This window comes from Sphingomonas sp., from assembly GCF_050725575.1.
Taxonomy (GTDB): Bacteria; Pseudomonadota; Alphaproteobacteria; order Sphingomonadales; family Sphingomonadaceae; genus Sphingomonas.
In genome coordinates, this window is the sequence record NZ_JBOHHW010000012.1 from 67,735 (window position 1) to 88,739 (window position 21,005).

At 65.5% G+C, this 21,005-nt stretch carries 21 protein-coding genes; 8 read left to right on the top strand and 13 right to left on the bottom strand.

Annotated features, from left to right (window positions below; translation table 11 throughout):
• Positions 1–268 precede the first annotated feature (268 nt).
• On the bottom strand, positions 269–823 hold the full coding sequence (locus tag ACRECS_RS10625) for a CAP domain-containing protein (RefSeq protein ID WP_431582936.1): 555 nt from the start codon (positions 821–823) through the stop codon (positions 269–271).
• Between the two features lie 39 nt (positions 824–862).
• Here ACRECS_RS10625 and hemW point away from each other — a divergent pair, with 39 nt between their 5' ends.
• Complete coding sequence (hemW, locus tag ACRECS_RS10630) at positions 863–2,023, top strand: radical SAM family heme chaperone HemW (protein WP_431582937.1); 1,161 nt, start codon at positions 863–865, stop codon at positions 2,021–2,023.
• A gap of 3 nt (positions 2,024–2,026) precedes the next feature.
• Here hemW and ACRECS_RS10635 read toward each other — a convergent pair whose 3' ends face one another.
• Complete coding sequence (locus tag ACRECS_RS10635; RefSeq protein ID WP_431582938.1) at positions 2,027–2,458, bottom strand: hypothetical protein; 432 nt, start codon at positions 2,456–2,458, stop codon at positions 2,027–2,029.
• 15 nt (positions 2,459–2,473) lie between these two features.
• Positions 2,474–3,670, bottom strand: coding sequence for a penicillin-binding protein activator (locus ACRECS_RS10640; protein ID WP_431582939.1), 1,197 nt, complete (start codon positions 3,668–3,670; stop codon positions 2,474–2,476).
• An 11-nt stretch (positions 3,671–3,681) separates the two neighbouring features.
• On the opposite strand from ACRECS_RS10640, the gene rsmI reads away from it, so the two are divergent.
• From rsmI to ACRECS_RS10660, 4 genes are all read left to right on the top strand, one after another.
• Entirely contained in the window at positions 3,682–4,515 is an 834-nt protein-coding gene (gene rsmI, locus ACRECS_RS10645; RefSeq protein ID WP_431582940.1) for a 16S rRNA (cytidine(1402)-2'-O)-methyltransferase, read from the top strand.
• On the top strand, positions 4,512–4,865 hold the full coding sequence (locus ACRECS_RS10650) for a YraN family protein (RefSeq protein WP_431582941.1): 354 nt from the start codon (positions 4,512–4,514) through the stop codon (positions 4,863–4,865). The genes rsmI and ACRECS_RS10650 overlap by 4 nt, the downstream gene beginning before the upstream one ends.
• A gap of 51 nt (positions 4,866–4,916) precedes the next feature.
• A complete protein-coding gene (gene gshB / locus ACRECS_RS10655) occupies positions 4,917–5,873 on the top strand; it encodes a glutathione synthase (protein ID WP_431582942.1) in 957 nt (318 codons plus the stop codon).
• Between the two features lie 100 nt (positions 5,874–5,973).
• Positions 5,974–6,573 (top strand): DedA family protein, encoded by a 600-nt coding sequence (locus ACRECS_RS10660; protein WP_431582943.1) that lies wholly within the window; start codon positions 5,974–5,976, stop codon positions 6,571–6,573.
• Between the two features lie 6 nt (positions 6,574–6,579).
• On the opposite strand, the gene ACRECS_RS10665 is transcribed toward ACRECS_RS10660, so the two are convergent.
• From ACRECS_RS10665 to ACRECS_RS10675, 3 genes are read right to left on the bottom strand one after another with little or no spacing between them, the layout of a single operon-like run.
• Entirely contained in the window at positions 6,580–7,086 is a 507-nt protein-coding gene (locus ACRECS_RS10665; RefSeq protein ID WP_431582944.1) for a GAF domain-containing protein, read from the bottom strand.
• A 45-nt stretch (positions 7,087–7,131) separates the two neighbouring features.
• Complete coding sequence (locus tag ACRECS_RS10670) at positions 7,132–8,016, bottom strand: tyrosine recombinase XerC (protein ID WP_431582945.1); 885 nt, start codon at positions 8,014–8,016, stop codon at positions 7,132–7,134.
• Positions 8,017–8,022: 6 nt separating this feature from the next.
• Entirely contained in the window at positions 8,023–8,505 is a 483-nt protein-coding gene (locus ACRECS_RS10675) for a homogentisate 1,2-dioxygenase (protein WP_431582946.1), read from the bottom strand.
• 63 nt (positions 8,506–8,568) lie between these two features.
• Here ACRECS_RS10675 and ACRECS_RS10680 point away from each other — a divergent pair, with 63 nt between their 5' ends.
• From ACRECS_RS10680 to ACRECS_RS10690, 3 genes are all read left to right on the top strand, one after another.
• Positions 8,569–10,740, top strand: a complete 2,172-nt coding sequence (locus tag ACRECS_RS10680; RefSeq protein ID WP_431582947.1) for a primosomal protein N' — start codon at positions 8,569–8,571, stop codon at positions 10,738–10,740.
• A gap of 367 nt (positions 10,741–11,107) precedes the next feature.
• Complete coding sequence (locus ACRECS_RS10685) at positions 11,108–12,376, top strand: tetratricopeptide repeat protein (RefSeq protein ID WP_431582948.1); 1,269 nt, start codon at positions 11,108–11,110, stop codon at positions 12,374–12,376.
• 66 nt (positions 12,377–12,442) lie between these two features.
• A complete protein-coding gene (locus ACRECS_RS10690; protein ID WP_431582949.1) occupies positions 12,443–13,951 on the top strand; it encodes a S1C family serine protease in 1,509 nt (502 codons plus the stop codon).
• On the opposite strand, the gene ACRECS_RS10695 is transcribed toward ACRECS_RS10690, so the two are convergent.
• The 7 genes from ACRECS_RS10695 to ACRECS_RS10725 all read right to left on the bottom strand — a co-directional run bounded on the left by ACRECS_RS10695 (position 13,927) and on the right by ACRECS_RS10725 (position 20,986).
• Positions 13,927–14,835 carry a CPBP family intramembrane glutamic endopeptidase gene (locus tag ACRECS_RS10695; protein ID WP_431582950.1) on the bottom strand — a complete coding sequence of 303 codons (909 nt, stop codon included), beginning with the start codon at positions 14,833–14,835 and terminating at the stop codon, positions 13,927–13,929. The two genes, ACRECS_RS10690 and ACRECS_RS10695, sit on opposite strands and share 25 nt — an antisense overlap.
• A gap of 59 nt (positions 14,836–14,894) precedes the next feature.
• Positions 14,895–15,362: a DUF1203 domain-containing protein gene (locus ACRECS_RS10700; RefSeq protein ID WP_431582951.1), complete on the bottom strand. Its 468-nt coding sequence runs from the start codon at positions 15,360–15,362 to the stop codon at positions 14,895–14,897.
• Positions 15,362–16,384: a bifunctional DNA-binding transcriptional regulator/O6-methylguanine-DNA methyltransferase Ada gene (gene ada, locus ACRECS_RS10705; protein ID WP_431582952.1), complete on the bottom strand. Its 1,023-nt coding sequence runs from the start codon at positions 16,382–16,384 to the stop codon at positions 15,362–15,364. Before ada ends, ACRECS_RS10700 begins: the two co-directional genes overlap by 1 nt.
• Before the next feature lie 398 nt (positions 16,385–16,782).
• Positions 16,783–17,844: a serine hydrolase domain-containing protein gene (locus tag ACRECS_RS10710; RefSeq protein ID WP_431582953.1), complete on the bottom strand. Its 1,062-nt coding sequence runs from the start codon at positions 17,842–17,844 to the stop codon at positions 16,783–16,785.
• A gap of 80 nt (positions 17,845–17,924) precedes the next feature.
• Positions 17,925–19,199 carry an ectonucleotide pyrophosphatase/phosphodiesterase gene (locus tag ACRECS_RS10715; RefSeq protein WP_431582954.1) on the bottom strand — a complete coding sequence of 425 codons (1,275 nt, stop codon included), beginning with the start codon at positions 19,197–19,199 and terminating at the stop codon, positions 17,925–17,927.
• Positions 19,200–19,247: 48 nt separating this feature from the next.
• Positions 19,248–19,694, bottom strand: a complete 447-nt coding sequence (locus tag ACRECS_RS10720; protein WP_431582955.1) for a hypothetical protein — start codon at positions 19,692–19,694, stop codon at positions 19,248–19,250.
• 128 nt (positions 19,695–19,822) lie between these two features.
• Positions 19,823–20,986 (bottom strand): serine hydrolase domain-containing protein, encoded by a 1,164-nt coding sequence (locus tag ACRECS_RS10725; RefSeq protein ID WP_431582956.1) that lies wholly within the window; start codon positions 20,984–20,986, stop codon positions 19,823–19,825.
• Positions 20,987–21,005: the final 19 nt, after the last annotated feature.

Consider the following 21,005-nt stretch of genomic DNA (forward strand, 5'->3'; position numbering starts at 1 on the left):
ACTCCCTCACATTACCTTCATCTCCCGAACTTTGCTCGGCAGATATCTCACTTAATCTTCTTCCCCGGCGAAGGCCGGGGTCCAGCCGAGGAGCGTCTGCGGTGACGTACGACGCTCGTTAACTTCTACCTTCCGACTGGACCCCGGCCTTCGCCGGGGAAGCAATAAAAAGTTACATCTCTGATGGGATCAATCACCGACCTCTTCCAGGTTACGGGTCATGGACGGTGGAACGATATTAGCCTCAGCCGGCCGGACGTGGCCAGTTTCAGGGCAATTGCCCGACAACATTGCCTGGCGGCGTATAGCGGCACACGAGATAATCGTCGCGGTCGTTGCGCGCCATCGCACAGCCGAACTCGGTCGTCCGGCCCCAGATGATCTGGGTATAATGAGCGACATCCTGCCATTTGCCGGTGGTCGAGAAATCCGGCGTCGCGGCGCGGCGGTAATAGCGATCCTCGTCGACCCAATGCCCGATCATCTCGTCATAGCGATACGCGCCGCGCGTGCCGGTCCATAGATTTTCGCCCTGCGCGGTGACCCCGCGCGGCTCGCGCGAATGTTCGAACCGGCCGGACCGGGCAAGTTCCTGCGCGTAACGCAGCGCATCGGCAGCGAGCGTCGCGTCCCACGCCAGCGGCGGCACGCCGGCCCGGGCACGGGCGTCATTATGCCCCTCGATCATCGCTTTGCGCAGCAACCCGTCCCCACGCGCCGCATTGCCGGCAAAGCTGCGCTCCTCGGTCACGCGCACCGGGCCGTTCGAACAGCCGGCTAGCAACAGCCCGATCGGCAGCAACGCCAACGCCAGAACTCGCATCTTCCCTAGCTCCTCTCGTGCGACCATAAGCGCGCGACCATGAACCCCGCAGAAACACCACCACTCGCCCTGTATGTCCATTGGCCGTTCTGCGTGTCGAAATGCCCCTATTGCGACTTCAACAGCCATGTCCGCGATAGTGTGGACCAGGCGGCATGGCGCGCGGCACTGCTCGCCGACCTGGCGCATGAGGCCGTACTGACGCCCGGACGCACGCTCGGCTCGATCTTCTTCGGCGGCGGTACACCTTCGCTGATGCCGCCCGAAACCGTCGCCGCGATCCTGCGTGCGGCGGAGGACAGCTGGGGTTTCACCGATGGAATCGAGATCACGCTCGAGGCCAATCCGTCATCGGTCGAGGCGGCGCGCTTCGCCGATATCGCCAGTGTCGGGGTGAACCGGGTATCGCTCGGGCTGCAGGCGCTCGACAATGACGCGCTCGCCTTTCTCGGCCGCGCGCACGGCGTGGACGAGGGGCTGGCCGCGCTGGCGACGGCGCAAGCGGCGTTCGGGCGCGTCAGCTTCGACCTGATCTATGCCCGGCCCGATCAACGGCTTGATCATTGGGAAGCCGAACTGGCCCGGGCGCTGAGCTTCGGCACCGAGCATCTGTCGCTCTACCAGCTGACCATCGAGCCCGGCACGCGTTTCGCCACCGAAGCCGCGGCGGGGCGGATCGTCATTCCCGATGGCGACGCGGCGGCCGATCTGTTCGAGGCGACCCGGGCAATGACCGCGGCGGCCGGGCTGCCCGCCTATGAGATTTCCAACCATGCCCGTGCCGGGGCGGAGAGCCGCCACAATCTCGTCTATTGGCGCTACCAGGATTATGCCGGGATCGGCCCGGGCGCGCATGGCCGGCGTGGCGGGCTGGCGACGGTGCGGCGCAAGAAGCCGGAGAACTGGATGGCGGCGGTCGACCGCAACCGGCACGGCATCGAGGCCGAGGACGCGCTGAGCCCCGGCACGCGGGCGACCGAAGCGCTGCTGATGGGGCTACGGTTGCGCGAAGGCGTCGATCTCGCGCGGATCGCGGCGCTCGGGGACTGCGGCATCGTCGATCTGATCGATGATCGCGCCGCGTCGAAACTGGCGGATCAGGGACTGATCGTCCGCGCCGGCGACCGGTTGCAGGTTACCGACGCCGGCATGCTGCTGCTTGACGCGATTCTGCCCGTGCTCCTGCGGCCGGGCGGCTAGCGCCTATTCAACGATCGTGAAGCCGGGCACCGGGCGGTTTTCCGGGCCCTCATGGTACATGTCCATATAGACATCGACCGCCGGCTGGCCCGCACAGGTCACCTTGTACAGGTCGAGGATATTGCCAAAGACGCCAATGCCGACGCTTCCCGCGCGCTCCTCCGCCGGCGCCGTCCCGTCGGCACAGCGCAGCCGCGCGAGATAGGCGTGTTCGCCCACCGGCATATTCACACGGATCGGATTGTCCTTCGACCCCAGCGACTTGGCGTCGGCTTTCTCGATCGCCTTTTTGAGCTTCTTGCCGTCAAGACCACCCATACCGAGTTCGCGCATCAAGGCGCGCCCACCATCATCCTGTGCGCGGACCGGCGCAGCCGCGACAGCCAGCGCGGCCATCATGGCGAACCCGATCGCTCGTGCGGTGCTCGACGGCATGATCATTCCCTCTCGTTATTTCCCCGCAAAGCCGGTCGGTGCCGCGGACACCACCACGGTGGCCCCGCCCCGGATCTCCTGCACTTCCAGCGCGCGCTCGGCGATATTGTCGCGGCCGAAGCGGAACGCGCCATCAATGCCAGAAAAGCCGCCCGTGTCATGCAGCCGGGCCTCGGGAAACTCGTCGCCGACCCGCCAGTCGCGCGCGATCCGGACCGTCAGCAGCACGGCGTCATAGCCAAGGCTCGACAAGCGGAACGGCGCCGCGCCGAACCGCGCGCGGTATTTGGCGGCATATTGGCGGTAGAGATTATCCGGCACGCTGGCGAACCAGGCGCCGTTGAGCGGCGCCTTGCTCGCGATCGAGGCTTCCGAATTCCACAATTCTGTGCCGAGCACACGGGCGGTCGCGCCGCCACTCCGGCGCAGCAACGGCACGGCGGCGGCGGCGCTCGATCCGCCATCGGCGATCAGCACCGCCTGATAGGGCGAATTGCGCGCCATGCGCGTGACCGCCGCGGCGAGCGATCCCGATGCGCGGTCATAGGTTTGCAAGGTGACCACCTGGCCGCCCGCACTTTCGACCGCGCGCAGGAACGAGGTCGAGGCGCGTTCGCCGTACAGGCCGTTCGGCACCAGCCCGGCAAAGCTTTCCACCCCTTGGCCGCGCGCATAATCGACCACGCGTGCGATCGACTGGGCGGGCGCATAGCCCATAAGATAGGCGCCATTGCCCGCCGCGCTGGCATCGTTGGAGAAGCTCACCACCGGCACCCCGGCACGGCGCGCGATCGGTGCGATGATTCGGACATCCTCACCGAGCAATGGCCCCAGGATCAGCTTGTTGCCGTCGGCGATGGCCCGCTGCACCGCATTGGCGGCGCCGAGAGCGGTATCATAGGTGGTGATGCGCACCTTCTCGTTCCTGGTATCGAGCAAGGCGAGCTGCGTTGCATTGGCGAGGCTCTGGCCGACGCCGGCATTGCTGCCCGTCATCGGCACGAGCAGTGCGACGCGGTGGCGCGCGGTATCGACCGGGATGCCCGGATCGATCAGCGACGGGTCCGTCGCGGGCCGCGTCGTCGGCGGCGCCTTGCTCGCGGGGCCACGCGGCACGACCGTCTGACAGCCGCTGAGAATCAACGCGCCGGCGACGATTGCCGCCCGCAGGAACGAAACGCCCCGTTGCGGTACCGATACACCCTCTGCCATGACTACTCCCAATGAACGCGGAACTTGAACCAGGTCTCTATATCGTCGCCACACCGATCGGCAATCTCGGCGATCTCTCGCCGCGAGCCGCACATGTGCTGGCCAACGCCGCGGTAATCGCGGTCGAGGACAGCCGTGTGACGGCGGTGCTGCTGCGTCATATCGGCGTCAAACGGCCAATGACACCCTATCATGACCATAATGCCGAAGGGGTGCGCCCCGGCCTGATCGCGCGGATGGCGACGGAGGCCGTGGCCCTGGTCTCCGATGCGGGCACGCCGCTGATCTCCGATCCCGGCTACAAGCTGGTCCGCGATGCGCGCGCGGCGGGGCATAATGTGGTGACGGTGCCAGGGCCATGCGCGGCAATCGCGGCACTGACGCTGGCGGGGTTGCCCACCGACCGCTTCCTCTATCTCGGTTTCCTGCCGCCCAAGGCGCAGGCGCGCGCCGCCGCGATCGCCGAAGTGGCGGCGGTGCGCGCGACGCTGGTGCTGTACGAATCGGGGCCAAGGCTGGCGGCAACGCTGGCCGCGCTCGCCGACGGGCTGGGCGAGCGCGAGGCGGCAGTAACGCGCGAAATCACCAAGCGATTCGAGGAAGCGGTGACCGGCACGCTCGGCGATCTCGCGACACGCTATGCCGATGCACCGCCGCGCGGCGAGATCGTCATCGTCGTCGCCCCGCCAGGCGAGGCAGCACCTGCGTCACAGGATGATGCCGAGGCGGCGCTGGTCGAGGCGCTCAAGCGGCTGCCGATGGCGAAGGCAGTGAGCGAAGTGGCGAAGAAGCTCGGGGTGGATCGCAAGGCGCTCTATGCGCGAGCGCTGGAGATGAAGGGGTGAGAGACCGCCGCACTGCCGAAGCTGCAGGCCGTCGTGGCGAGCGCCTTGCGGGCTGGTGGCTGCGGCTCAAGGGCTGGCGCATCCTCGATCGTCGTGTTCGCACCCCGGCCGGCGAGGTCGATCTGGTCGCGCGGCGCGGCAATCTGATCGCCTTTGTCGAGGTCAAGATGCGCGCCACCGCCGCCGAGCTCGACTTCGCGATCGACGAGCGCCGCCTCGCCCGCGTCGCGGCGGCGGCCGAGGTGCTGATGTCGCGCTATGCCGGGCCGGGCGACGATATCCGCGTCGATGTCATCCTGCTCGCACCAGGTACGCGGCCACGCCATATCGAGAATGCCTGGATCGGGTGACTTTCCGCGGCGTCCACCCTACATCGCGCGGGTCATAACTCGGAGAAGTCCATGTCGCTCGCCGTCGCCGTCCAGATGGATCCGCTCGACAGCATCAATATCGCGGGGGATTCGACCTTCGCGCTGATGCTCTCGGGGCAAGCACGCGGGCACCGGCTGTTCCACTACGCCGCTGAGGACCTGAACTATGCCGATGGCCGGGTCTGGGCCAAGGCGCATCCAGTGACGGTGCAGCGCGTTGCGGGCAGTCATTTCGAGTTCGGAGAACCCATCTCGCTCGATCTCGGCGAGGATGCCGATGTCGTGCTGATGCGGCAGGATCCGCCGTTCGACCTCGGCTATATCACCGCGACTCATCTGCTCGAGCGGATCGCGCACAAAACCTTGATCGTCAACGATCCGGCCAGCGTGCGCAACGCGCCCGAAAAGGTCTTCGTGCTCGATTACGCGCACTTCATGCCGCCGACACTGGTCACCCGCTCGCTTGACGAGGCGCGCGCGTTCCTGGCGAAGCATGGCGAGATCGTGGTCAAGCCGCTGCACGGCAATGGCGGCAAAGCGATCTTCAAGGTCGGCAGTGACGGCGCAAACCTGTCGGCGCTGATCGAGGTCTTCAACACGACCTGGCGCGAGCCGCACATGATCCAGGCCTTTCTTCCCGACGTGGCGCAGGGCGACAAGCGCATCGTGCTGGTCGATGGCGAAGTCGCGGGGGCAATCAACCGGCTGCCTGGCGCGGGCGAGATCCGCTCCAACCTCGCGGTCGGCGGGTCGGCGGTGAAGACCGAGCTGAGCGAAACCGAGCTGGCGATCTGTGCCGAGCTTGGGCCGGAATTGAAAAAGCGCGGGCTGCTGTTCGTCGGCATCGATGTGATCGGCGGCAAATGGCTGACCGAAATCAACGTCACCTCGCCCACCGGGATCGTCGCGATCGACCGCTTCAACGGGACCGACACCGGTGCGCTGATCTGGGCAGCGATCGAGGCGAAGGTGGCGGCGCGCGCCTGACTCGCGGACCTTTTACCGACCGCCGTTCGTCCTGAGCCTGTCGAAGCACAAGCCAATGTGCTTCGACAGGCTCAGGACGAACGGTTGAGAAGCGGGATAAATGACCGACCTCATCATCAACATGATCGCCTGGGGCGGTTATATCGGCATCTTCCTGCTGATGGCGGCAGAAAATGTCTTTCCGCCGATCCCGTCCGAAGTGATCATGGGTCTTGGCGGCATGGCGGTTGCACGCGGGCAGATGAGCATGGTGCCACTGATCCTGTGGGGCACGGTCGGCACGGTGGCCGGCAATTACTTCTGGTACGAGATCGGGCGGCGCCTCGGCTACAAGCGGCTGCGGCCGTTCGTCGAGCGCTGGGGTCGCTGGCTGACGCTCGAATGGCATGACGTGGAAAAGCTTCACAGTTTTTTCCAGCGCCATGGGCAATGGGTGATCTTCGTGTTCCGCTTCATGCCGGCCGGTCGCACGATCATCTCGCTGCCGGCGGGCATGACATGCATGCCGCATTGGCGTTTCATCCTGTGGACCGCGGCCGGCAGCGCGATCTGGAACACCATCCTGGCCGGCGCGGGCTATTATCTCGGCGCCAATTTCCATGAACTCGACCGTTATATCGGGCCGGCCGCGGTGGCGACGATGGTGGGGATCGCCGGCTTCTATGTGTACCGGGTGATGACCTGGAAACCGCGCGCCTGATGGTCGTTAGTCGGCGGCGGAGTGGGTGTTCAGCATCGCGTCGAGCTCATGGCCGATCCGCGCCGCAAACTCTTCGATCATCGCAACCATCGTCTGCAGGCTGACCGGTCGGGGCTCCGGATCGATCGCGCACAGAGTGCCGAAGAAGCTGCCATCGGCGCGGACGATCGGGACCGAGATATAGCTCTGGAATCCGTACAGGATCGGCGTGGGATGAGTCCGCCACGCCGGCTCGTCGCGGACATGGTCGATATAGACGGTGACGCCACTGTCCCTGATCTCGTCGCAGATCGTGGTGCGAACCTCGAGCTCCTCACCGGCATCAAGACCGAAGCCGATATCATCCTGCACCTGGCACGCGATCCAATGTCCGTCGGTGACGCGCGCCACCGCGGCGAAACCCATGCCGGTGATGTGGCAGACATCGGCGAGGATCGTCCTGACGATATCGATACGCTGCACGGCGGCGACATCGGCGGCGAGATGGGGCGGAAGCGGAAAGCCGGTCGTCATGCGATCGTTTCTGGATCAAGCCGGCACAAAGTCAATTGATCGACATCAGGCGCGCGGGTGCGCGTTGCGATACACGTCAAGCAGATGCGCCGCATCGACCGCGGTATAGATCTGGGTCGAACTGAGGCTGGCATGGCCGAGCAGTTCCTGCAGCGACCGAAGATCCGCGCCGCGCCCGAGCAAATGGGTGGCGAAGCTGTGGCGCAGCGCGTGCGGCGTGGTGCGATCCGACAGGCCGAGCCGGGTCCGTGCCGCCTGTACCGCGCGGCGGATCAGCGCGGGATCGAGCGGACCACCCTTGGCGCCACGGAACAGCGCCTCGCCGCGCGCGATCGGCCAGGGGCAGAGCGTAGCATAAGCCTCAATCGCTTCGCGCACCTGCGGCAGCAACGGCACGATGCGGGTCTTGGCGCGCTTGCCCGTCACGCTGAGCGTCGCGCCGAGCGGCAGGATCGCACCCGTGAGCCCGGCCGCCTCACCGATACGCAGGCCCGCACCATAGAGCAGCAGCAGCACCGCCCAGTCGCGCGCGCCGATCCACGGTTCGGCCGCATTCTCCGCCACATCTTCGGCCAACGATACGGCTTCGTCGGGCGAGATTGGCCGGGGAATGCCCTTTTTCACGCGCGGCCCCTTCAGCCGCGGCATGGCCCCCTCCCCGCCGGCAAAGGCGAGGAACCCGCGCACCGCCGACAATTCGCGCGCCGCCGAAGCATTACCCAACCCCTCCCCGCGCCGGAATGCGAGATAGGCGCGCAGATCGGCGGCGCCGGCTCTGGCCAACCGGTCGGCCGAGACCGCTTCACCCCAATGCCCGGCGAGGAACGCCACCAGCCGGTGCGCCGTCGCGACATAGGCACGCACGGTGTGCGTCGAACGCCGGCGATTCTGTGCGAGGTGATCGCTCCAGGCAAGGATCGCGGCCTGCATCACCGCTTAGGCCGGGACGATCATGACCTTGACGCTGTCCCCGGCGATCCCGGCAAGTTGCAGCGCGTAAAGGCCCTTGGCGAGCTTGAAATCGACGATCTTGCGAATCCCGGTGCAGACCGGGCCATGGCCGTGCGCGGTCGAGGTCAGCGCCTTGCCCTGCGAGACGACATCGACCCAGGCACCGCTGCTCAGCGCGACCTTGTAGGAACCGGTCTGTGGGATGGCAAAATAGGCAATCGCGGATTTGCCCGGCCGGGCGGACGGCGTCGCCGTCGCCCATTTCATCGTTGCCGGATCGACCGCATGCGCGACGAACGGCGCGCCGACTGTGATCTCCTTCGCGTCCTTCGACGGCGGCTGGTTCCATTTGGCGAAGGCCGGCGGCAGGTCGCCCTGGCGAACGCATACCGGCTCGGGCTTTTCACCCTGTATCGGGGCCGGGGCGGCAGTGGTCTGGGCAAGCAGCAGAAGAGCGAACAACGACACGGGTGAGAACTCCTTCGGAGGTGTCCCTTCCCACTAGCGCGCTTGAAAGCCATATGCACCTTTATGTCGTCTCGCGCCCGCGTCCTCGTGCTGAATTCCGCTCTCGGTCCGCTGGATTACCGCGTGCCGCACGGGATGGTTGTCGAGCCGGGCTCGATCGTCATCGCCCCGCTCGGCCCGCGCCAGCTGCTCGGCGTGGTGTGGGAGCCGGAGCGGATGCCGTCCGATGCCGAGGTCGGCGACAACCGGCTGCGCAATCTGGTCGGCGTGGCGGATGTACCGCCGCTTGCCGATCCGCTGCGCCGGCTGGTCGAATGGACCGCCGATTACTATCTCGCGCCGCCCGCCTCGGTGGTGCGCATGGCGATGCCGTCCTCCTCCGCGCTGGAGGGGGCGCGCACCGTCACCGAGTATCGTGCGACCGGGTTGGTGCCCGATCGCATGACGCCGCAGCGCGAACAGGCGCTGGAGCGGATCGGCGACCGCCAGGGCCTGATCCGCGAACTGGCGATCGCCGCGGATGTCTCGGACGCGGTGATCCGTGGGCTGGTCAAGACCGGCGCGGTCGAAGCGGTCGAGGTCGATATCGACAGTCCCTATCCCCTGCCCGATCCCGAATTCGGCCAGCCTGCTCTGTCCGCCGATCAGCGTGCGGCATCGGAGGTGCTGGTCGCCAATGTCCAGGCGCGCGCCTTCCAGCCGACCCTGCTCGACGGCGTCACCGGCTCCGGCAAGACCGAGGTTTATTTCGAGGCGATCGCCGCCGCGATCCGTGAGGGACGCCAGACCCTGGTCCTGCTGCCCGAGATCGCGCTGACCGAGCCGTTCCTGCAGCGCTTCACCGCGCGCTTCGGTTGCGAGCCGGTCGCGTGGCATTCGGGTCTGCGCAGTTCGCAGCGGCGCCGGGCCTGGCGCGCCATCTCCAGCGGCCAGGCCCTGGTCACCGTCGGCGCGCGGTCGGCGCTGTTCCTGCCCTATGCCAATCTCGGCCTGATCGTCGTCGATGAGGCGCATGAGACCAGCTTCAAGCAGGAAGAAGGCGTGCATTACCACGCCCGCGACGTCGCGGTGATGCGCGGGCTGTTCGAACCATGCCCGGTGATTCTCGCCTCCGCCACGCCGGCGATCGAGACGCGCCAGCAGGTCGCGCTTGGCCGCTATGCCGAACTGAAGCTGCCCGGTCGCTGGGGCGCGGCGGAGATGCCGGCGATCGAGGCGATCGATCTGATCGCCGAACCGCCTGAGCGCGGCCGCTGGATCGCACCGCGCCTGGTTCGCGCGATGGAGGAGACGCTTGAGCGGCGCGAACAGGTGCTGCTGTTCCTCAATCGGCGCGGCTTCGCCCCGCTGACCTTGTGCCGCACCTGCGGCCACCGCTTCCAATGCCCCAATTGCACCGCCTGGATGGTCGAGCATCGCCTCGTCCGGCGCCTTGCCTGCCATCATTGCGGCCATATCGAGCAAGTCCCGCGCGACTGCCCCGAATGCCAGAATGAGGACACGCTGGTTCCGGTCGGCCCCGGTGTCGAGCGCATCGCCGATGAGGTCGCGGCGCTGTTCCCCGATGCCAAGACCGCGGTCGTCACCTCCGACACGATCTGGTCGCCGGCCAAGGCGGCAGAGTTCGTCCACCGCATGGAGGCGCACGACATTGACATCGTCGTGGGCACGCAGCTGGTGACCAAGGGCTATCACTTCCCCAATCTGACCCTGGTCGGGGTGATCGATGCCGATCTCGGCCTCAATGGCGGCGATTTGCGCGCGGCGGAGCGGACCTTCCAGCAGATCATGCAGGTGTCGGGCCGCGCGGGGCGCGGTGCGAAGCCCGGCCATGTCTATATCCAGACGCACAGCCCAAGCGCGCCGGTGATGCGTGCGCTGATCACCGGCGATGCCGAGGCATTCTATGAAGCGGAGACCGAGTCCCGGCGCGAGGCCGGCGCCCCACCGTTCGGGCGCTTCGCCGGGATCGTCGTGTCGAGCGAGGACAAGGCCGCGGCGCATGAGATCGCGCTGCTGATCGGCCGCAGCGCGCCGCGCGTCGAGGGAATGGAAGTCTATGGCCCAGCCCCCGCCCCGCTTGCCATGCTGCGCGGACGGCATCGGCAGCGGCTGCTGGTCCATGCGCGCCGCGCGCTCGACGTGCAGGACGTGATCCGCGACTGGCTTGGCAAGCTCGACTGGCCGTCAAAGGTACGCGTCACGATTGATATCGACCCGTACAGCTTCGTCTAGAACCTGTCTTGCGCCTGCCATGACCATCCGACACAATCGCGTCGGGGGATCTCATCATGATCAGACACTTGCTCAGAATGGTAACCGCGGCCGCGATATTGTTCTCGGCGCACCCCGTGACGGCTGCCTGGCTCAAGGCGCGCTCGAAGCACTTCGTCATCTATAGCCAGGGCACCGAAGCCAGCCTGCGGACATTTGCGACTCAGGTGGAAGAGCTCGATACGGCCTTACGCCTGCTCAGCGGCACTCCTGAGCGGGGGGCATCGAATCCAATCCGGTCACCGTATTCATCCTGCGCGACCTGGATGCGGTACGGGTAATCTATGGTGACAGGAACAGTGCGGTCGGCGGTTTTTATCATGCCAGCGTGAATGGATCGGTCGCGTTTACGCCCGCCAAGACCGAGGACAATCGCGGCAGCATCTACCGCGACGAGGACCCGTTCTCACCGAGCGTGATCCTTTATCACGAATATGGTCATCACTTCATGCTCGGCAATTTTGCCGCAGCTTATCCATCATGGTTCACCGAAGGCTATGCCGAGGTCGTTTCGACCGCGACTTTCCACAACAACCAGGTCACCATCGGCGCACCGGCCAATCATCGTGCCTATACGTTGTTCCACGGCAAGGCGCTGCCGATCGAGGAGCTGCTTGGTTCAGCTCAGCAGCGCATGACCGGCGAACAAGTCGATGACCTCTATGCCCGCGGCTGGTTGATGACCCATTATCTGATGTTCAACGATGCGCGGGCGGCCAAATTCACCACTTACATAAATCTGTTGAACAACGGCACGCCAAGCATCGATGCCGCGCGGACTGCATTCGGTGACCTGAAGGAGCTGGACCGCGATCTGGGACGGTATCTTTCAACGCGGCTGCCCGGCAAGGTGATTACGCTGACCCCGGAACAGATGCCGAAGATCGACATCAAGCCGCTGAGCGAAGGCGCGAGCGCAATGATGGCGGCGCGGATGCAATCCGCCCGCGGCGGCGACAAGGAGAAAGCGCTAAGAGTCTTCGTGCAGGGCAAGGAAGTTGCCGAACGCTATCCCGACGATCCGGTGGTTCAAACCTGGCTTGCCGAAATGGCTTATGACGCGGGAGACGATCCGGCCTCGGAAGCTGCGGCCGACCGGGCGCTGGCCAAGGATCCGAAGACAGCCAACGCGATGCTCTACAAGGCGCGAGTGCTGATGCGGCGCGCAACGAAGGACAAGGCAGCCGCGGACGACAAGGCCTGGACCACGGCCCGCAGCTGGATCGTCAAGGCCAATCGCGCCGACCCCGATAGCGCCGCCGCCTTGGCGCTCTTTTATACCTGCTTTCTGGAACAGGGACTCGCCCCGAGCGAAAGCGCGATACTCGGGTTGCAAAAGGCGTTCGACCTAGTCCCGCAAGACGAGGAGTTGCGCTTCCTCGTCGCGCGGCAGGATATCAACGACGGCAACCCCCTGCTGGCGCGCCGGACGCTTGCGCCGCTCGCCTATAATCCCCACGCTCCGCGCGACAATCCGGCCGCCCGGCTGATCGCCGACCTCACCGCCGGCAAATCCGGGCCAGACGCGCTGGCCGCCTTCGATGCTGCTGTGAAGAAGCAGGCGGAGGCGGATGCGGCCAAGGAAAAAAGACCCTGATGGTCGCTTGAAGCGCATCGCCTTTGCTGGGACAAGGCCGCTTCAATGCGATTGCGGGCTGACCACATGGTACGATTGCTGATCCTCGCTGCGGTTCTGATCGGCTGGGCCCTGCCGGCCCGCGCTGACGATATTTCGGCGTCGGCACGCGGCGTCGTAAGGGTCGTGACGATCGCAGTGGTCGACGAGAAGGTGGTCGACTTCGGCCATGGCAGCGGCTTTGCGGTTGCGCCCAACCGGGTGGTGACCAACGCGCATGTCGTCGAACTGGCGGCGCGCTATCCCGACAATGTCGTGGTCGGGATCGTACCCTCGGAAGGCGACAAATCCTATGAGGGCAAGGTCATTGCGCTCGATGCGGCGCGCGACCTGGCGCTGATCGAATTCAAGGGCGTGAACCTGCCAACGCTCGCGCTCTATACCGGGCCGGTCGACGAAGGTGGGTCGGTGACCGCGCTCGGTTATCCCGGCAATGTCGACATCGCCACCGCACGCTCGGCCGCTGATTATATCCGCCCGCTTTCGCCGGTCCGGTCGGAAGGCGTGTTCTCCGGCCGGCGTACGCTCACCGATATCGAGGTGCTGCTCCACACCGCTAGCATCGCGCGGGGCAATTCGGGCGGGCCGCTGCTCGATCCATGCGGCCGCGTGGTCGGGGTGAACTCAGCGCTGACCAAGAGCGAGGAAGGCGATTCGAGCTTCGGCTTCGCGATCGCCGATACCGAGCTGGCAGCGTTCCTGCGCGAGGCCAAGCAGCCCTATGCGGCCGTTGGCGTCTCCTGCACCAGCATCGCCGACCGGTTGCGCCAGGACAGCGATGCCGATGCGCGCGCCGCAGCCGATGCGCAGAATGCGAAGCTCGATGCGGCAGGCAAGCTATCGGCGGAACGCGAACAGGCGCTGGTCAAAGCCCGTGCCGACGCACTGCGCAGCAGCGAGAACTTCATGGCGATCGCCGCCGTGCTGCTGGTGCTCGGCACCCTGACGGTCGGCGGCGCGGGGCTGCTCGAATTGCGCAACGAACGGCGCGGGGCAATCTGGGCAGCGGTCGGCGGCGGCACCTTGTTCGTCGCGGCGGTCATTGTCTTCCTGCTTCGTCCAAGCGGTGAAGTGACCCTGCCCGAGCCCACCGCGACCACCGCCCCGGTCGCGGTCAACAGCGAGGCGGCGCTTGGGAAGATGGTGTGTACAGCGGTTCCGGAACGCAGCCGCGTCACCGTGTCATCGACCGAGCCGGTGGCGATCGACTGGGGCGCTGCGGGCTGCATGAACACGCGCACCCAATATGCCGAGAATGGCAGCAAATGGGACCGCATCCTGGTGCCGGCGGAGGAGCAGACCGTCTCGATCCTGCAGTTCGACCCGGCGACGCGGATCTACTCGAACAGCCGCTATCTGCTCTCAGCTGCGCAGATGGATGCCGCGCGCAAGATCCGGACGCAGGTTACGCTCAAGTCGTGCTCGTCCGATATCGCGGCGCGCGCAAACCTGTCGACGCAGCAGGCGGCGATCCGCGCCGCGCTGCCGCCCTATCCCAACGAGAAGATCGTCTATTCCTGCAAGGCGGCGGACTGAACCGGCTTGGGGCGCATCCAGAACGGCGCGACGAAGCGTCCGCGGCGATGTGCGACCACCAGCAGTGCAATGCCGAACGCCGTGCAGAGGATGACCGCGGGCAATGACGCCTCGGCACCGAAGTCGCCGCCGGTGAGCAGATCCGAGCCAGTGATCCGCGGCACGAGCAGGCCATCCTGCCTGAAGCCAGACACGGCAATGCCGTAGATCCCGCCCTGCGCGAAGTTCCAAGCGGCATGCAGCCCGATCGCCGCCCAGAGCCGGCGCGTCAGCATATAGAGCGCGGCGAGCATGATCCCGGCTTCAAGCGTGATCGCAAAGCCCGCCAGGAACGTCGCATTGGGGTTGCTGAGATGCAGCGCGCCGAACAGGGCGGCCGAGAGGATCAGGGCGATCCAGCTGCCGAGCCAGGATTCGACGATACGAAAGAAGAACCCGCGCAGTGCAATCTCCTCCGTCACGCCGGAGGTGATCGCGATCGCAAGCGACGGGAGCAGGACCGCGGCGCCATGCGTGCCGATCACCCGATAGCCGCCGAATACGGCGATGATGCCGACAACCAGCGAGAACAGGACCAGCCCCACCAGCAGGCCCGACCCCAGTTCCCGCGCCGAGCCCGGCAAGGCGAACTCTGGTACGTCGCGGCGTCGCTCGACCAGCCGCGCGAACGCGCAATAAAAGGCAATGAAGATCGCAGCGACGATGATTGCCAGCAGCACCGCCAGCCAGTCATTGCCGCTCTGGCGCAACGACCGGCTGACCAGCCCGGAGACCGTCATGGCACCGATGATGAAGGCGATACCAATCGCCAGCAGAACCGGTGGAAAGTGCACGATCCGCCAGACCAGGCTGTTCGGCGGCGTATTCGGCGGTGTCGGTTGCATGGCGTCCCCTTTTTCCCGGCCAGCCTAACCCGGCCGGCCGGCCGCGCAAGGGGCGGATGTCAGGCGCGGTCGATGCGCGCCGCGAAGCAGCCGGGGGCCGCATTATGGGCTTGGAGGTAAGCGATGTCCGGATCGGCGAAAAGCTCGCGGATCCGCGCATCGGCATCGCCGTCCAGCGCCAGGCTGGCGTCGCGCAACATGCCCGCCGCGTCGAAGGCGCGGAACGCCAGGCGGCGATTGGCGAACACGGCCGGCAGGCTGTCGTGAAGCTCGGCCGGAGCGAGCGCGCTTTCCCGGACATAGATCGCATAGCTGCTGCGGAACGGCGTCGCGGCCTTGTGGTCGGCATAGTTGAGCAGCAGCACCGTCTCGCCCGGTTCCGCATCCTCAAGCGTGACGCGGCACGGATAGCCGGGCTTATGGTCGGCGCGAACCCGGAGCACGCCCTGTTCGGCCAGCTCGGCATCGCTGCGCCCGAACAGCGGCGCGAAATCGTCGAGCGGCAAGCCGGAAATGCGATAGGCCATCATTCCACTCCTTCGCGATTGCGCAGCACGATCTTGCGATCCACGCCGTAAGCATAGCCGCCCATGCTGCCGTCGGCGCGCTGGGCGCGGTGGCAGGGGATGACCACCGCGACCTGGTTGGCGCCGCATGCCGTGCCCGCCGCACGCACCGCGCGCGGATTGCCGGCGATCGTCGCAAGCTCGGTATAGGTGCGCGTCTCGCCGATCGGGATCTGGCGCAGCGCCTGCCATACCGCCTCCTGGAACGCGGTGCCCTGCACGTCGAGCGGCAAATCCTGATCGCGATCGGGCGATTCGACGCTGGCGACGACGCGTGCGGCGAGATCGGCCAGCGCCGCACCGCCGGGCACGATCTCGGCATTGGGGAAGCGTTCGCGCAAGGCGTCTTCGCCCTCGTCGAACGACACGCGGCACAGGCCCTTGTCGGTCGCCGCGACGAGCATCGCGCCGAGGCTGGTGTCGGCCACCGTCCAGCGGATCGTCACCCCCGCCCCGCCGCGCTTCCACGCGCTCGGCGTCATGCCGAGCCGCTTTGCGCCACCTTCATAGAAGCGGCTCGGGGCGGAATAGCCCGCCTCGTAGATCGCCTCGGTCACGGTCGCTTCCTCGGTCAGCGCGCGCGCGGCGCGTTGCGCGCGCAGGCCGCGGGCATAGGCGGCGGGCGTCACCCCGGTCGCGCGCTTGAACAGGCGGTGGAAGTGATGCGGCGCATAGCCGACCTGTTCGGCGAGATCGTCGAGCGCAATGATATCCTCCGCCGCCTCGATCAGCGCGACGGCGCGGGCCACGGCGATACGGTCGCGGCCGACTTCGTCGGGCTTGCAGCGCAAACAGGCGCGATAGCCCGCCACGCGCGCTTCGGCCGGATCGCGATAGAAGCGGACATTCTCGCGCTTCGGGTGCCGCGCCGGGCAGCTCGGCTTGCAATAAATGCCGGTGCTGCTGACCGCGACGACGAAGCGGCCGTCAAAGCTACGGTCGCGGGCGGAGAAAGCCGCCCATGCCGTATCAAAATTGATCATCTCGGTTTCCATACTGCCGATATAGGCGGGTCATGACGATGCGACATCCCGCCGCTTGCGATCAAACGGAGCCGGATTTTTTGACTCGGGAGCGTGGAAACGACCGTCCGAGCCGGGATTCACGGTCGAATGACCCCTGTTATTTCCAAATAAAAAAAGCCACCCCTGTTATGTTGGATTTCCGGCGAGAAATTTCCTTTTGTTTCCAATCCCCTGCACTGTCCCACCCCTGTTATCGGAACAGCGGTGGAACAGCGGAATAACAGGGGGTGAGTTTCGCCGGAACAGGGGTGACGAAACATCCAATAATGCCAACGATGAGAAAGAGCGGACCGGAACATGGCGTCCCGTTCGGCTCCAGCTGCCATGGCTTGTCGATGCGTTGAATCGGTATCGATTTATCCGGCCGGTCGCTTCGGGATCAGCTTGGTGTAGATTTCCTCGCTGATCAGCTTGGCGCTCTCGCCCTCCACATTGCTCAGCACGATGACCGTGATGTCGGCCTCGGGATAATAGGCCATCTCGCTGTTGAAGCCGTTGATCTGTCCGCCATGTTCGATCTGATGGATGCCGTCGCGTTCATGGTTCCACAGACCAAAGGCATATTCCTCCTTCGCGGGCGCGATCATCAGTCCGGCGTCAGCCGGCGACAAGGCGCCGCCGCGATACAGCGCCCGTCCCCAGGCAAGCAGGTCCCGCCCGGTGGAAACCAGCCCGCCGGCCGAGAAAGGTGCGCTTTCGTCGGTGTAACTGGCATTTTCCAGCGCGCCGGCATTACGGCGATATCCCGATGCGCGATGCGGCATGATGCGGTTGACTGAATCATAGTCAGTGCCCGTCATCCTGAGCGGCCCGAACAATGTCTCGCGCAGGAATGCCGCGAAGCTGTGGCCCGAAACCTGCTCGATCAGGCAGCCGAGCACGAGATAATTGGTGTTGCTGTAACGCCACTCGCTTCCCGGCGTGAATTCCGGCGGCTTGCCCGCGACAAGCTCAAGCAGCTTCGCGGGCGGGGTCGGGAGCCGGGAGAGGGTCGCGAACAGCGGATCATTGGTGTAGTTCGGCAGGCCCGCCGTCTGGTTCAGCAACTGACGTACGGTCACTTCATGCCAACTGGCCGGGAGGCCGGACACGTAGCGCGAGGCCGGCGCATCGAGCACGACCCTGCCCCGCTCGACCAGCTTCAGCACCGCCGCCGCGGTGAACTGCTTGGTCATCGAGCCGATGCGAAAGCGCGTATCGGCTGCGAACGGCACGTTCCATTCGATGTTCGCACGGCCAAAGGAGCGATCGAAAATCACATCCGCCCCGCGCGCGACCAGCACCTCGCCCATGAAGCTCTTGTCCGCGACATGCGGCGCGACGATCGCATCAATGCTTTTCGGGTCGAGCGAGGAGGCTTGCGCAGCCCCGGACGATGCGATCAGCACCAGGAATGCGACGCGCCTGAACCACTTCATCAATCCACCCCCAAACTCGTGTCGGCGGGCGTTCTAGGCGGGCTTCGCGGCGCGAGCGACGGGAAAACCGATCCGGCCGTTCATTTCGCCAATCGCGCCGGCACCATGATGTCGCGCGCGAGCGCCAGCGTGCCGTCGCCCGGCTCTCCCTTCACGCCCAGCACCTGCGCGAGCATGGGATAGACATTGATATTGTCGAATGCCGGAATCGTCGCGCCGCGTTTGAACGCCGGGCCATTGGCGACGAACAGGGCAGCCATTTTCGGATCGGTCTGGTCATAACCGTGATTGCCGCGAAAACCGGTGGCGTAATGCATCTTCATATAAGCCGCGATCGGCTTGGTCAGCACCACCCAGCCCGGCTCGGCAAGGCAAAAGATCTTCGGAACGCGCGGATGCGTGCCGTAAGCGAAGCGCGCCGGGATCTCGCTCTTGCGCCAGCAGGTCAGATGGTCGTGCGGTTTCAGCATCGCCGTCTCCACCTCGGCTTCGTTGCCGGGCAGCGGATTGACACCGATATAGGCGCCGGCGGTCGTGACCACGAGCTTCGATATATCGACGAAATCGTCGATCAGAATTTGCTGCCCGTCGGGGATCTCGATCATGCCGTGATCGGCCAGCACGACCAGGTTGGTCGAGGCGCGACGCTTGCGCTGCTCGAGCCCCGACACCAGCCGGGTGAGCGCGGCATCGGCCTGAACGATGGCGGCATTCACTTCCTTCGAGTCCGGACCGAATGAATGCCCGGCGTCATCGACCATCGGGAAATAGAGCGTGACGAGGCGTGGGCGCGAACCCACTGGCCGGTCGAGCCATTGCAGCACGGCATCGACCTCGGCATCGGCCGAGAGTTCCCCCGGTGCACGTCCCATGCTGGGCAATTTGCCGCCGAACGGTACCTGCGCGCCCGGCCAGTACATGTCGGCGCTGCGCACGCCCTGTTCCTCGGCGGTGATCCAGAGCGGTTTTGCCCCTGCCCACCAGCGCGGATCCTCGGCGACCTTGGGATCGAGCCCGCCGAACCAGCCGGGAATCGCCGGGTCCATCATCAGATTGTCGATCACGCCGTGATGATCGGGGGTCTTTCCCGTCATCAAGGTCACATGATTGGGCAAGGTGACCGAGGGAAAGGCCGGGCGCATGCCGACCGATCGCACGCCATCCCGGGCGAGCTTCGCCAGTGTCGGGGACAGGCCACGATCGAGATAGTCGGCGCGGAAGCCGTCGATCGAAATCACGATCAGCGTTTCGGCATTACCAGCTTTTGCTGCGGGTCTTGCGACAGATTTCGCGATCGCCGGCGCGGTCAGGGGTATGAACAGGATCGCCAAGGCTGCCAGGAATCGCGCCAACATCTTTATCTCCCCTTGTCCGCTCGCCACGGTTATTTATTATAGCTATAGCTATAATTTAACCAGAGCTGGGCTTGGGGTCAATGCTTTGTCGGCCGGTCGAACAGCATGAAGCAACGAGTCCGTCACGATCAGCCCGGCTTCGATGCGCGAGGCCGCGATCGAGAGCCTGACCGCGATCGGCATGATGCCCGTCTCAAACGACCCGGCGTCGCGCGGCAGGATCGGGCTGCGTCTCGCCCATCGTTCGCTGATCTCGACCCGGTCAAAGATATGGCGGCCGAGCACGACCAGCGCGCTGCCGAAACTTGCCCCGATGAAGCCGATCATCGCCAGCCCGAAAACCCATGGCGGCGGCGACCCCTGCGACAGTCCGGCGCGCAGCGCCGTCAGCGCGTGAATCGATATCCCGGCCAGGCCGAGCATGGTAAAGCCGGCCGCACGCAGACTGATGTCCGCGACCCGGCCATGCCGCCAATCTGTTCCGCCACGTTCCATGTGGCGGCCCAGATATAGCGATCGGCATTAGGGTTCGAGATCGATTTGGGCGGTTTACCGTTAAGTTTGCATATAGTTGGGCGGCGGCGCCACGGTCTGCAGCAAAGGCAATCCCGCGGATCGATCAACTAGGGCCTGGTCCAGGGCTGGTCGCCATATTCCCATGCCCAGGGCACGCCGGTATCGCCGAGCAGCGCCTTGGTCAGCCGTGGAAAAAGAAGTTCGGCGCGGACATCGTTGGACAGGATGACGACGCAGCGCTGCTTCGCCTCGACGCACACCCAGGTGTTGCCGGTGCTGTCATTATGCCCGCCCTTGAAGAAGCCCGGTCCCTGCGGCCCCTGAAACGTGACGACACCGATCCCGGCCGAGAGCCCGGGATATCGATCCGCAACCGGCAGATCGGGTTGCAGATTGGGAAACTGGCTGCGCGTGGTGATCGGCAATTGCGGGCGGACCAGGTCGGCGCGCGCCGCTGGTCTCAACCCATCGCCACGGACATGGGCAGCAGCGATCCTGGCCATATCGGCAATCGTCGTGTCCATCGACCCGGCGGCGCGCGGCTTGCTGCGTTCGTCATGCGGCTCGACCTTGCCGTCGATGGTCCAGCCATCGGCAAGATTGGTCGCGAAATCGGGCCGCCACATCATGCCGGTCCTGGTCGCGCCGACCTTGTCGAAAATGCGTTTCTTCATTTCCACGCCAAGATCCATGCCCAGCCCCTGCTCGAGCACGAATTGCAGCAGGATCAGCCCGTCACCTGAATAGGAATAGCGGGTGCCGGGATCGAAATGGAACCGCAGCTTGCCATCGGGTTCGGCGAACCCGAAATTGGCGAAGCCCGATGCATGGTTGAGCAGGATGCGCGGGGTCAGCTTGCGCCAGCGTTCGTCGCCCGCCAGATCACTCCACCGGGCATATTTGTTCTCGATCGCGGGACCGGCATAATCGGGCAGCGGCCGGGGCAGATAGTCGGCGATCGAGCGGTCGAGATCGATCCGGCCGTCATCGGCGAGCAGCATGACGAAATAGCCGAACACCGCCTTGGTCAGCGACGCGCCGTACATCACGGTGTCAGTGGTCAGCGGATCGCCCCCGGCGTTGCGCACGCCCCAGCTGTCGACCGAGACGATCTTGCCATGGTCGATATAGGCGATCGCGATGCCCTTCGCACCGGTTTCCGCCATGCCGGCCTTGACCAGCGCGTCGAGCGCGGCGTGATCGGGTTTCGCGGTGGCTGAGGATGTGGATGCGATCGTCAATGCCATGGCCATGCTCAACTTCTTCAGCATCCATCAGTCTCCATATCGC